Annotated in this window: 13 protein-coding genes; 3 read left to right on the top strand and 10 right to left on the bottom strand. The window is 65.5% G+C overall.

The window, feature by feature from the left end; translation table 11 throughout:
* Positions 1-125: 125 nt before the first annotated feature.
* The 3 genes from EJC77_RS19680 to EJC77_RS19670 all read right to left on the bottom strand — a co-directional run bounded on the left by EJC77_RS19680 (position 126) and on the right by EJC77_RS19670 (position 1,705).
* Entirely contained in the window at positions 126-794 is a 669-nt protein-coding gene (locus EJC77_RS19680) for a hypothetical protein (RefSeq protein ID WP_125616833.1), read from the bottom strand.
* 357 nt (positions 795-1,151) lie between these two features.
* Positions 1,152-1,382 carry a hypothetical protein gene (locus tag EJC77_RS19675; RefSeq protein ID WP_125616831.1) on the bottom strand — a complete coding sequence of 77 codons (231 nt, stop codon included), beginning with the start codon at positions 1,380-1,382 and terminating at the stop codon, positions 1,152-1,154.
* A gap of 98 nt (positions 1,383-1,480) precedes the next feature.
* The gene (locus EJC77_RS19670) at positions 1,481-1,705 is read right to left on the bottom strand and encodes a hypothetical protein (protein WP_125616828.1); all 225 of its coding nucleotides are present in this window, start codon (positions 1,703-1,705) and stop codon (positions 1,481-1,483) included.
* Positions 1,706-1,830: 125 nt separating this feature from the next.
* On the opposite strand from EJC77_RS19670, the gene EJC77_RS19665 reads away from it, so the two are divergent.
* Genes EJC77_RS19665 through EJC77_RS19655 form a run of 3 tightly spaced genes read left to right on the top strand, consistent with a single transcriptional unit; the run spans position 1,831 to position 3,771 of the window.
* Entirely contained in the window at positions 1,831-2,313 is a 483-nt protein-coding gene (locus tag EJC77_RS19665; protein ID WP_125616825.1) for a MarR family winged helix-turn-helix transcriptional regulator, read from the top strand.
* A gap of 40 nt (positions 2,314-2,353) precedes the next feature.
* Positions 2,354-3,295 carry a 3-methyladenine DNA glycosylase gene (locus EJC77_RS19660; RefSeq protein WP_125616822.1) on the top strand — a complete coding sequence of 314 codons (942 nt, stop codon included), beginning with the start codon at positions 2,354-2,356 and terminating at the stop codon, positions 3,293-3,295.
* On the top strand, positions 3,292-3,771 hold the full coding sequence (locus tag EJC77_RS19655; RefSeq protein WP_240630388.1) for an SSI family serine proteinase inhibitor: 480 nt from the start codon (positions 3,292-3,294) through the stop codon (positions 3,769-3,771). The genes EJC77_RS19660 and EJC77_RS19655 overlap by 4 nt, the downstream gene beginning before the upstream one ends.
* Positions 3,772-3,969: 198 nt before the next feature.
* Here EJC77_RS19655 and EJC77_RS19650 read toward each other — a convergent pair whose 3' ends face one another.
* The 7 genes from EJC77_RS19650 to EJC77_RS19620 form a co-directional block, all read right to left on the bottom strand.
* Positions 3,970-5,037 (bottom strand): YeiH family protein, encoded by a 1,068-nt coding sequence (locus EJC77_RS19650; RefSeq protein WP_240630387.1) that lies wholly within the window; start codon positions 5,035-5,037, stop codon positions 3,970-3,972.
* Positions 5,038-5,271: 234 nt separating this feature from the next.
* Positions 5,272-6,342 carry an ABC transporter substrate-binding protein gene (locus EJC77_RS19645; RefSeq protein WP_125616819.1) on the bottom strand — a complete coding sequence of 357 codons (1,071 nt, stop codon included), beginning with the start codon at positions 6,340-6,342 and terminating at the stop codon, positions 5,272-5,274.
* A gap of 16 nt (positions 6,343-6,358) precedes the next feature.
* Positions 6,359-8,011: a tetratricopeptide repeat protein gene (locus EJC77_RS19640; RefSeq protein ID WP_125616816.1), complete on the bottom strand. Its 1,653-nt coding sequence runs from the start codon at positions 8,009-8,011 to the stop codon at positions 6,359-6,361.
* Complete coding sequence (locus EJC77_RS19635) at positions 8,008-8,400, bottom strand: OsmC family protein (RefSeq protein ID WP_125616813.1); 393 nt, start codon at positions 8,398-8,400, stop codon at positions 8,008-8,010. The genes EJC77_RS19640 and EJC77_RS19635 overlap by 4 nt, the downstream gene beginning before the upstream one ends.
* 69 nt (positions 8,401-8,469) lie before the next feature.
* A complete protein-coding gene (locus tag EJC77_RS19630; protein ID WP_125616810.1) occupies positions 8,470-9,309 on the bottom strand; it encodes an ABC transporter ATP-binding protein in 840 nt (279 codons plus the stop codon).
* An 11-nt stretch (positions 9,310-9,320) separates the two neighbouring features.
* Positions 9,321-11,123: an ABC transporter permease gene (locus EJC77_RS19625; RefSeq protein ID WP_125616807.1), complete on the bottom strand. Its 1,803-nt coding sequence runs from the start codon at positions 11,121-11,123 to the stop codon at positions 9,321-9,323.
* 6 nt (positions 11,124-11,129) lie between these two features.
* Positions 11,130-12,131 (bottom strand): ABC transporter substrate-binding protein, encoded by a 1,002-nt coding sequence (locus tag EJC77_RS19620; protein ID WP_164520502.1) that lies wholly within the window; start codon positions 12,129-12,131, stop codon positions 11,130-11,132.
* Between the last annotated feature and the right edge of the window lie 324 nt (positions 12,132-12,455).

Genomic DNA, 12,455 nt, shown 5'->3' with positions numbered 1-12,455 from the left:
TCCAGACCGGGCCCTCACATGCCTGCTGACCTGCTGACACGCGACTTTTCCGGGACCCTGACCATGGACCCCGCAGGCTACCTGACCAGCTACCTGTAAACAAGGCCTGCGGGATTTTTACTACCTCAGTGACGGCTTTTTTCCTTGGCCAGAACAACCGTGACGAGCGCGATGGTGGCAGCAACGAGCGGGAAGGTCAAGACAAGGGTGGGCGTGTGCATTGGGTCGCTGGATAGCCCTGCGAGCAGTCCAAGTGAAGCAAAAATCAGAAGCAACAGGGGAGCCGGCATCCTGCGCCTTCGGTGTTTGACCAGAATGATGACGCCCATGGTTATGCTTCCGACAGCCGCGATGAACAATCCCATGTTCACGAATCGCACGCCTACATACACACAGAAAATGAAGAACTCCCACAACCCGAGCGCAATTGAGAGCACGCCGGACGCCACACGAGGACCCGATGACGCGGGTCGAGGGATCGTGGGCTGGAACACCCACTGGACAACAGGTGCTTGATATTGCAGCGGCAGGTTCGGAACCTGACCAGGAGTCGTTGGATACTGACCGACGAAAGCAGGGCCGTTGGCCGTATCTTCAGGACGAGTTCCCTGCCCTGACGGTGCTTGTGATGGATATTGCATGTAGGGCTGAGACGATTGACTATGAGGATACGCGCCAACAGGTGCTGGCTGGTATGTCACCGCAGCTTCCGTCTTCCGCTTTGCAACTAGCTTGACGATAAGCAGAACGGTCCCGGCAATTAGTCCCACGATGACCAGGAAAACGATCAGCATTAAGACAAACGGATCTTCTAATAGTTTGCCCAATATAGCCCCCGAAATTATCTGGCCACGCCAGCATTATACTCACAAGTACGGTATCGGTTCTTCCATGAACCATAGCCATCTGATCATAGATGCACATTGCCGCTGGCGCCAAGTTGTGCCGGCGGAGCGGACATGCCAGGTAAAGTTGTCGCCCAGATCAGCCGGTCGGATCACTCGAAGTACCTAAACGCGGACTTATCTATCGGGTGCGGATAATGATTGTCGTCCAGCCCTCGGGAATCAGCTACTGGACCCAGCCGGCGTACGAGACGAGGCGGCGCGGGCAACCAAGGTTGCCCGTCCCGCCTTGCGCTCCGGCCGCGACTATTCCGATTCCTCCGGGACCGGATCTGACTTCCGGACCGCGTAGTGGTGGCCCTCCGAATCGGTCTCCACGACAAAATCGGCCAATTCTTCCTCGCTGGCAGCCTCAAATTCGTCATGGCGGTGGATCACCGGCGCGTCGGCGTCGCTCCTGGCAGCCTGCACGAACACCCTGGCCAGATGGTCCGTGGTCCGCAGGAATCTCTCCACGAACGGTTCCTTCGTCGTCATCGTCAACACCTCCCTTCCAGCCTTGGGTGGCATGTGGTGCAAGTCACCAGTCTACCTTGTGGGACTCATTGTGGACCCGCCCGCCGGTGACGTCCAGCTCAGCGCAGCGACTTGTCCTGCGGGTCCTTGGCCACGAGGTACGTGCTGCCGTTGGCGCGCGTCACGGTCTCCCACTGGGCCGTCTCCGCGACGCGCTGGTCCAAGAGGGCCCTGTTGGCCTGCGTCATCTCGTGGTCGAGCGGGCTGCTGACGGCTGGACCGAACACGACGCGCAGGCGCCCCGTGAAACGCATGAACTTTTGCACGACCGAGTGATCGCTCATCGGATTCTCCTTGTGCTTGACCGGCGGGGCGGTCGATCCGCGCCCATATACATCCCCACGCAGATACATAGTACCCTAATGATTAGTGCACTAACTATTTGCAGCGCGTCGGCGGAAGGACGGACATGAATACGCACGAGGACGACCTCTTGCTTGAACGCCAGCTGTGCTTCGGACTCAGCGTCGCGTCCCGGACAGTCATCGCGGCCTACAAGCCGGTGCTGGCCGAACTGCACCTGACGCACCCGCAGTACCTGGTCATGCTGGCCCTGTGGGAGCAGAGCCCGCGAACCGTCAAGGACATCAGCGGCGCCCTGTTGCTGGATCCGGCCACGCTCTCGCCGCTGCTGAAGCGGCTCGAGTCGGCGGGGTACGTCACTCGGCGCCGATCCGAAAGCGACGAGCGGGCGCTGTCCGTCGACCTCACGCCGGCCGGACAGGCCCTCCGCAACGAGGCACTGGCGGTGCCGGGCATCATGATGAGGAAACTGGGCCTGACGCGAACGGCCGCCCGGGACCTGCACGCGTCCATGATGGCCCTCATCGACGCCGCGGCCCGCGCCGAGTACGCCGAGTCGCGGGAAACCGTGGCGGCGGCTCACCCGTAGTGAGCCGCGCAGCCGTGAGCCGTGCACCGATAATGGATGCATGACCACGCCCACCTCCCCCGGCACGACGCGCTGGCTGTCACAGGACCAGTGGCAGGCCGGCGCCGAAGCGCACCGCGAGCGCGTGGCCACGTACGCCGACCCCTACCTTGAACGCCGCTCGGCCGCTCGGAAGCACCCCGTCGAGGACTTCCTGTTCACGTACTACACGCAGAAACCCGGGGCGCTGTCCCGCTGGCACCCCGGCGCGGGTGTGATCCTGCACGGCCCAGCCGCCGCCGAACGATTGGCCTGGAAGTTCCACCGCCCCGCCGCCGACGCCGAGCGGGCCGCGGCCGGGGCACCGGCGGAAGGCACCGCCGTCGTCCTTGACCTGCCGGCGTTCCTGGGCCGGCGCAAGGCGGCCGTCGACTTCGCCCGCGCCATCCTGGCCGGTACGGACGCCCGGCCGGCCCAGTTCGGCTGCTTCGGGCTGCACGAATGGGCCATGGTCTACAAGCAGCAGGCCAACCAGGTCCGGCACGAATACCTGGACCTGCGGCTCGGCCCGGACGGCACCGACCGGGTGGTGGAGGAGAACCGGATCCGCTGCACGCATTTCGACGCCTTCAGGTTCTACACGCCGCAGGCCGTTGGCCGTAACGAACTGGCGCCCACGCGTGAGAACCAGCGCGAGTTGGAACAGCCCGGCTGCCTGCACGCCAACATGGACCTGTACAAGTGGGCGTACAAGCTCTCCCCGGCCCTGCCGAGCGAGCTGGTGATGGACTGTTTCGAGTTGTCGTGGCAGATTCGGGTCATGGACATGCAGGCGTCACCCTACGACCTGGCCACGTGGGGCTACCCGCCCATCCCGATCGAGACGGCCGCCGGCAAGGCGGACTATGTGGCGCACCAGCGCGAGTTCAGCGCACGGTCGGCGGTCCTGCGTGCGCGGCTGAGGGCGGCCATCGACGGCTTCATGACAGGGGAAACGGAATGAGGGGCAAATACGCAGCGACGGCAGCGGCCATGCTGGCCGCCGCACTGCTGGCCGGCTGTGGAGGTACGACGGCGGGGCCCGGGTCCTCGGAAACGTCGCCGTCCGCCGGCGGCACGTCGGGCGCCACATCGGTGGCCGTGACGGCACTGACCGTGACCATGCGGGAATCCAACCAGGCCACGGCGACGAAGGACTTCGTGCTGCTATGCGACGGGGCGACGCCGCAGGCCGGTTCCACGGTGCCCGACCCGGCCGCCGCGTGCGCCGCCGTCGCCGCCGTCGGCGTGTTGGGCTTCGGGCCGACGGATCCGAAGAAGGCGTGCACCATGCAGGCCGGGCCGCCCACCGTGGCCGTCGTCGAGGGGACCGTCGCCGGCCGGCCGGTGAACAGCACGCTCACCCAGCGCAACGGCTGCGCCATCGCCCAGTGGCAGGCGCTCGCACCGCTGTTCGCCGGCATGCCCGCCGCAAACTAGGCCCAACCACTAGGCCCAGCCCGGAACAACGGCCGACGGCACGGACGGATCCGGCCCTCGTTTCGATTCGACACACCGGGAGAATCGGCACTTCGGCTCGCTTTCTGGCTCAAACGAGGGCCAGTCCCGTCGGATTTCGCTGAACGGGGGTGGAGCCCGCTTGCGTTAGCCGAGGCCTCGGCGGCGAATCGCGCCGTGCTACCCGAAGAACAGCACGCCGCCGAGGGCCGTAAGCCCGACTGTCAGTGTGGAGCACACGGCGAGTGCGAAAGGCTTGATCCCCACCTGTTTGAATGCCGAGAATCGTACGCCGGTGCCCAGCGCGAACATCGCAGCCCCGAGCAGCGCCGTCTGCGCCACCTTCGCGACGTCGAGGACGGGCGCGGGGATGGCGCCCGTCGAGCGGATCGCGACCATGACGATGAAGCCCGCGACGAAGAGCGGGATGATCGGCGGACGCTTGATGTTCGCGCTCACCGCCGTGTCGCCCATGCGGCGCAGCTGGCTCCTGCGCTGCATGCTGATGACAGCCATGACGGGCGCGAGCATGAGCACCCGCGCGAGCTTGACGATGACCGCGAGCCCGAGCGCGGCGCCTCCGATCGCGCCGCCCGCCGCCACGACCTGCGCGACCTCGTGGATGGAGCCACCCGCCCAGAGCCCGCTCTGGTGGTTGCTGAGCCCGAGGAGCGTGGCCATTACTGGGATGATCGGGATCAGGAGCGTTCCGAAGATGACGACGAGAGCGATGGCCGTGACGACCTCCTCCTCGTCTTCGGTGTCGATCACGCCATCGACGGCGGCCACGGCGGCCGCGCCGCAGATGGAGAATCCGCAGGCGATGAGCAGACGCTGGGTGAAGCCGATGCCCATCCATTTGCCGATGAGGAGGGTGGAGAGGATGCCGATCGTGACGATCGCGATCACGACCAGCACCATTCCGGCGCCGAGCCCGAAGATGTCGCCGAGCACGAGCTGCAGGCCGAGCAGCACAACGCCGAGGCGCAGCAGCTTCTTGGCCGCGAAGGTCAGGCCAGGCTCGAAGATCGCGGGGGGCGGGGCCACGTTCCGCAGGAGCACACCGAGCACGATCGCGATGAGCAGCACACTCACGGTCGGGACGAAGCGGCCGATCAGGATCGCGGCCGCGACCGCCGCCGCGGTGACGGCGAGGCCGGGAAGCACCGGGATCGCCGACCTCCTCCAGCGGGTGATGCGCCCGGGGTGCTCGATGGTCCTGAGGTCGGTGTGTGTCATGATGCTCATGTTTCCAGGCCCATTCGGTGGCCAGTAGGCGGTGATTCCGGATGTGGTTATATCTGATTCATATGTCGGGACTCATCCCACGACGTACCGGCGCTCTCCATGAAGAGCACCGGTACGAGCAGAGCGGCGAGGGTGCCGCCGGACGAGGCACGCGAGGTTCCGCGCCACCAAGACCACCATGCCGGGCTGTATGAGGATGCCCGATGTCATGGGTTCGATTCCGGGCGGCTCGGTTCAGCCGGCGACGGGGACGCGTGCACGTGCCGCGTGAAGGACCTCGGGCACGACGAACGAGCGGAGGTCCACCGGGGTGTCGATGATCCGGTGGCGGAGCAGGAAGTCGTGCTGTGCCTCGAGTGCGGCAAGGGACGCATCCTCCAGGTCGACGCCCAGGTGTTCGTGCATCGTCGCCGAGAAGGCACGCTCGACGTGATCCTCATGAATGCCGCATTCCAGCGCCGCGATGCGTTTCGCCTCCCTTTCGTGGTCACGCGCCCACTCCCCCGCTCGCAACACGACGGCGAGCCACCGCTCCACGAGATCGGGGCGAGCATCCAGCAGCGCCCCGCTGACCGTGAGCGCGGTCGGCATCGTATTGTTGACCCGGTCGGCGGGGTTCTCGAGGTCGAAGAGGTCGGTCACCACGTCGAGCCCGAGGACGTCCTGAATGGTCACGGCCGTCTGGCCCTCCGTGGCGATGACGTCGATCCTGCCCGCCACCAGTGCGATGACCTCTTCTCGATGACGCCGCGCGAGTCTCCGTGCGGTGTCCGACAAGGAGACCGAACGCGTGAGCGCTTCACCGCTTTCGTCTTCGTCGACCACAACCTCGACGAGTCGGACGTCGTCGAGCGAGAGGCCCACGGCCGCGAGCGCGCCCTCGTAGGTGCGCAGAACATGCGCATGCCAGAAGTCGAATGCTGCTCGCGGGCGCCGGGGCACGGACAGGCGGCGGCCCCGTAAGTCCTCTGCCGAGGCGATCCCAGATCCGGGCAGGGTGAGGATCGCATTGCGTACGCCGGCCCAGGTCATGCCGAGGAGGCGGACATCGCTCCCGCGGGAGCGAGCGAGAAGGGGAGGCAGATTGCCGCCATGCCGGAACGAGTTCGGCTGGGTGTGCAGGTAATGAGAGTCGCGTACCTCGCGCCGGTCGGACTGCCAGAGGGATTTGACCTCGATTCCCTCGGCCGCGAATTCGTCGGAGAAGAGCCCCCGCTGCCAGGCGATCGAGGTCGGCGTGGGGATGGGGCAGTGGGTGTACCAGAGGGTATCGGGGCTCTCCGCCCCCTGTTGGTTCGCTGACATGGGTTTCCTCTCTGCCTCAGACGGCGGCGAACGCCGTGGTGCGGCAGCAGCAGGACGCCTTGATGGGGACGTCGGCGCGTGCCGAAGCGAACTCGAATTGCTTGGCGATGATTCCGGCCTCGCCATGCCGGCCACTGGCCATGAGGCATTCGCGGAGCCCGTGGAGGCTCCACAGATTGTTGCGGCGCTGGAACATCCGCCCAACCTTGTCGTTGAGGCCCAGGTCGGTGCGGTAGACGTCTTCCGCCTCCTCGTAGTGCCCCTGCTCCAGCAGGAGCGCGCCGAGGGCGTGCCGCGGCGGCTGCATCTGCCCCCACGGCTCCTCGGAGCGCAGCGCATCGTTGATCGCGACCGCGTTGCGCAGGTGGTCGAACGCGACCTCGTAGTTGCCCTTGCGGTACTCGATTTCACCCTCAAGCATCGCCGCCGCGACCGTGAGCAGGTCAACGCACAGCGTCTCGAAGACCTCGCGCGTGGGCGGAACGGCCGGAACGGTCTCGTAGAAGGCGTGCTTCTCGCGCTCGGCGTCCTCGATGCGCCCGGTCGCCGCGTATGCGACCCCCTTGGCGTAGTGCGTCATCGCCGTCGTGACGCAGTACAGTTTCTGGTCCGCCGGCAGCGGGGTGTCGATGATCTCCTGCCACCGTCCGAAGCGGATCAACACGTGCAAGCGCATGCTCACCGACCCTTCGAGCCAGTCGGCCATCGGCGGAACCTCGACGCGCAGGAGGGACTCCGGGATGGTCTCGGCCATCTCATTGGCCGCCTCCAGCGCGAGCACGGACTGGCCGAGCATCATGGAGCCGAAGATCTTGAAGTGGAGGTTGTGCAGCCGGTAGAGGGTGTAGAAGTTCATGTTCCCCTCCCGCTCCAGCCACTTGCGGTCCGCGAGGACCGCCTGCGAGTTGGACGCGAGCACGCTCACGTAGTCTCCGCATACGCCGTCGATATGGGATGGCATGTGGTTGAGGTGACCAGCGTCGGGCACGAGGCCGCGCAGGCGATCGGCCGCCGGAAGCGCACGCTCCGGGTACGGGCTGCACTCCATCGCATGGATGTAGAGGTGCAGCGCGCCAGGATGGTATTGTCCGCCCGGCTGCTCGAGCGCCCGCTCGAGAATGTATTGGATCTCCAGGCCGCCCAGCACCCCTGGAAGGCCGTCCTTCTTCCAGAACTCGCGTGCGTTGACGTTCATCGCGGAGTCCGCGTACAGCGCTGCGATCTCTACGTCGTCCGGGAAGCGCTCGTACACTGCCCCCATCGCTCGCGCGTAGTCCGCGTTCCACTGTGCAAAGTCTCCTGCCGTGCGACCCTGATAGCGCGCTGTCGAGGCCTGAATGACAAGACGTTCAGGCTCGGTGACGGTCTCCGCGAGCGCCAGCGCGCGGTGTAGGTATTCCTCCGCCGTGGCCAACGACTGGCTGAGATCGGTGGGGTCGAACTTGCCCCACGGCTTGTTGTAGTTAGGCCCTACCGCGTACGCCACCCCCCAGTAAGCCATGGCGCATTCCGGGTCGGCCTCGATCGCGCGCGTGAAACACGCGATCGCCTCCTCATGGTTGAAGCCGTACATCCAGATCAACCCACGGTCGAACCACTGTTGCGCGGTTGGAGACGTCGTGGAGATCGGCCAGCTGTGCGTGCCCAAGTCGTAGTACTCGATGGTCATGATGCCGTCTCCCCGACGCGCGCCTCGACGGTGATCTCCGGCTCGCGATGCAGCGTGTTGTGAATCTTGCAGTGTTTGCCCACGCGTGTGAGGTAGTCGACGTGCTCGGTGTCGAGGTTCCCGATCAGTTCGATCACGAGGTCGATGTCCGTGATCCTCGTGGGCTTCGTTCCCACCTCGGAGTCGACCTTCACGTCAACGCGGTCGAAGCCTGAAACGTTGTTGCGCACGGCGAAGTCGCGGATGGTGCCCGCCGTACACGCCCCGATGGCCGCGAGCAGGAGGTCGCCTGGCCGGATCGCCTGGTCGGATGCGCCGGCGAGGATCTCCACGCCACCGACGGAGACGACGAAGTCGTCGTTTCCCAAGTCCTTGATCTGAACGGTCATGTTGTGCCTTTCATGTGAGCCCGCGGGCTAGTGGATGTGTTGGATGTGTTGGATGTGTGCTGGTCCGGGTCAGTTGAGTGCGCCGGCCTTGACCGAGGTGAGGATGTGCGTGCGCAACTCGGAGAACTCGGCGCGTGAACGCGTCTCGATCTGGTTGCGCGTCGAACCGAGCGGAACGTCGACGATCTCGCGTGTGCGGCACGGCGCCGAGCCGAGCACGACGATGCGATCCGAGAGATAGACGGACTCGTCGATGTCGTGGGTCACGAACACGACGGTGATGTTCAGTTCGCGCCGGAGTGTGAGCAGCAGGTCCTCGAGGTCGAACCGGGTCTGCGCGTCGAGTGAGGCGAAGGGCTCGTCCATGAGCAGGATCTCGGGACGGTAGGCGAGGGCGCGGGCGATGGCGACGCGCTGCTGCATTCCGCCGGAGAGCTGCCACGGATACTTGTGCAGCACGTCGCTCAGGCCCACCTGGGCGAGTGACTCCTGCAGGCGATGCTTCATCTCCGAACGGCGCAGTCCGGTTTCGCGCAGCGGAAGCAGCACGTTCTTCTCGACGGTGAGCCACGGCATGAGCGAGCGCGTGTAGTCCTGGAAGACGAGCGCCATCTCCTTGGGGGGCTCACAGATACGCACTCCGTCGATGAGTGCCTCGCCGGACGTGACGGGCAGCAGGCCCGAGAGGCACTTGAGGAGCGTGGTCTTGCCGACGCCCGAGGGCCCGACGATACACACGAACTCGCCGGCGGCGACCTCGAAGTTCAACTCACGGATGACCTCCTTGCCGGCCGGGCCGGTGCCGTAGCTTTTGCTGAGGTCCCTGACGGCAAGTCGTGGTATCGCCGCGGTCTGCCCCTGGGCCGCCGCAGGCCGGCCATGCAGTGTCGCAAGGTTTTCGTTGGTCATGTCGTTCTCCTTTATTGGGCACGCGCGGCGGCGCGCGCACCGAAATACCAGGACAGGATTGTCCGCCTGCTCGCCGTGAAGACGATGCTGAAGGCGAGCCCGATGAGCGAGAGCAGAAGGATTCCTGCCCACATGTCGGCAAAGGCGAGGTCCGTCTGCGCCCGGGCGACCTGGGCGCCGATGCCGAAGGAGGTCCCGATGAGCTCCGAGGCGATCATGACGACGAGCGAGATCGCGAGCGCGATCTCGATTCCCGAGAAGATGCGTGGCGTGGCGGCGGGGAGGTAGATCGAGAAGAGCCGGCGGATCGAGGAGACTCGATAGCTTCGCGCGACTTCGCCGAGCGTTCCGTCGATGCTGCGGACGCCATCCACGGTGGCGATGAGCACCGGAAAGATCGCGGCGAGCACGATGCTCGCGACCCGCATGCTCGGGCCGAAGCCCACGAGCGTGATGAGGAGCGGGATGAATGCCACCGCAGGAATCGACCGGAAGAAGGTGATGAGCGGGTCGAGCATCTGGTCGAGCCAGTGCAGCCGCGCGACCACGAGTCCGAGCGTGATCCCCAGAACGACGGAGAGCACGAAGCCTCCAATGAAATTGCTCAGGCTTGGCACCACGTCGCTGGCGAAATGGTCGAAGATCCACATCTCGCGGAAGTGCTCGAGTATCGTACTCAGCGACGGGTAGAAGGGCGATGTCGAGGTGCTCGACGCGAACCACCACCACACGAGAAGCACGATCGGCACGCCCACCTGGACGAGTTGCAGGACGAGTCCGCGACCGCTCGACGAGGAGCGGACTTGCCGAACCTTCCTGGGTGCGTTCGCGGTGCGGGCCGTACGCCGTTTCGCGGCGGCGACCCCGATGTCCTCGACGTGGATGCCCGCGCGGGAGGCCCAGAAGCGGTCAGCCGCCCCGGCCCAGGCTGCGGAGAGCCGACGGCCCAGGGCGCCCGTCTTCACCGAGGAACGGTAGGATTCATGCCAACGGAGCACGCGTCGCTCGAGCGCGAGGAGCAGATAGTAGATGGCCACTCCGAGCAGCCCCAGCGCAATGACGTAGGCGAAGACCGTCTGGGGAAGCCCTGCCTGGCGGTAGACCTCAAGCTGGCGACCGAGGCCAGGCGCGCCTCCCACGATCTCGCCGACGACGGCGATGACGATGGCGAGGGAGGCGCCGATCCGCAGCCCCGTCGCGATGAACGGCAGAGCACTCGGCAGCACGACGGAACGGAGTTTCGCGACGTGACGCAGGCGGTACGAGCCCGCGGTCTCGAGCAGGAGCGGGTCCACGTCGCCCACACCTGCCGCCGTGGTCACGGCAAGTAGCGGGATGAGGGCCCACATGATGAGTGCGAGAACCATGCTCTGGCTCGCTCCGAGTTGCAGGACCATGAGCGGAAGGATGACGATCGCGGGAATGGGCTTGGCCACCTCGATCGCCACCTTGGACGCACGGAAGACGTAGGCGTTGAGCCCCGCGAAGAGACCCAATGCGATGCCGATCGCCGACGCCACCGCGAAGCCGAGCATCGCCGTGCCCAGCGTGTCCCAAGTGGCCGTCCAGAACTCGGCGGTGGCCAACATTCCCAAGAAGGTGAGAGCCGTGTCGCTTGCGAGCGGCAGAACGGGCACCGGCCCCGCGGCCGCCCACTGCCAGGCGGCAAGCAGGAGCGCCACGCCCAGCACCGGCAGCACGGCTCGGCGTGCGCGTTTCCAGACGCCGCGGCGCTCTCGCGCCCTCCTGGAGGGCGCGAGGGCCTGGCGGCCGTCTCGTTGTTCGACGAATAGTGACGCCATTTTCGTGTCCATGCTCCGTTACTTGACGATGACGTCGCTGAGATCGGGCATCTTCTTGAGGTAGTCAGCCTTCAGCATGATGTCGGCGACCCGCGTGAGGTCTTCCTGGGCGAGGCCCTTGGGCCAGTAGGGGACCTCGCTGACGGCCTGGATGGTCTCCAGCGGGACCTTGCTGTACTCCGACTGTGCCTTGTCCCACGCGTCCTTGTGCGTCATCGCGTACTGCTGGACCTTCATGATCGCGGTGGAAAAACGCTTCATGGCCTCCTTCTTGGAGTCGTAAAGCGCGCCGCTCGTCGTCCACATCGTGTACGGGGCGCCGGCCTTGTAGAGGTGGAGGATCGTGTGGACCGGGGCGGTCGCGCCCTTTTCCTTCGCCCCGGTGGCGAAGGGCTCCACGAGCGCGGCCGCGTAGACCTTGCCATCCATGAGTTGCTGCAGCGCGGTCGGGAAATCGAGCGGCGTCCACTTGACCTTGCTCGGGTCTCCGCCTTCGTCGACGATCGTCGCGGCGAGGCGCATTTCGGAGGAGTCGCCGCGCGCGGCGACCGAGACGACCTTGCCCTCGAGGTCGGTGGCCTTGCCGACGGTGGTTCCCGGGGCGACGTAGAACTCGCTCGTCGTGACCTTGTCGTAGGGCATGTTCTCCGCATCCGGCGGGATGCTTGAGTCGGGGGCGAGCGCCTTGAGCTTGAGACCCTTGGCGGTGGCGTTGACGAGCACGTTGACCGGCGTGAAGGTCACGTCGGCCGATCCGCCCGTCACGGCGGCGAGTGACGCAGCGGGGCTTTGGGCCGTCTGCACGGAGACGTCAAGGCAGGCGTCCTTGAAGTATCCGAGTGTGTTGCCGAAGACGATCTCGGCGCCGGCCTGCCCCGGTGCCACGAGGGCCTTGATCGGGGTGACGCCGTCGGAGCAGGATGAGTCGCCGCCGGCCTTGCTGTCCGTGCCGCTGCTCGCGCATCCGGCGAGGAGAAGTGATACTGCTCCGGCAAATGCCAATAGTGAGCGATTATGCATGCTCGTTTCCTTTCTTCTGTACGCATCTTTGCGCGAAGGATAATGCTGGAGAATTCTTCGGGTGAGTGGAGCGATAGAGCCGTGGCCCGTTCGTGCACAAGTGGACACTTCGATAGTGCCTACTCTGCAGCCCGGCATAGGCCGGGCACTAGACGACGTTTGATCTAGCGTCATATCGGGTTGATATTGCAGGGGGAGGCGCGCGCCGTTTTCGTACGGCCCACGTCCCGGGAAACCAGCCCTTAGGGTTTGCGAAATTATGACTTAGGATTTTGGTTCGTGTCCCCTTAAACTCGTGCCATGGCCGACCTCTCCCAGCATGCC

The sequence above is a fragment of the Specibacter cremeus genome (genome assembly GCF_003946885.1).
Taxonomy (GTDB): domain Bacteria; phylum Actinomycetota; class Actinomycetes; order Actinomycetales; family Micrococcaceae; genus Specibacter; species Specibacter cremeus.
This window is presented reverse-complemented; position numbering and strand designations above follow the sequence as displayed.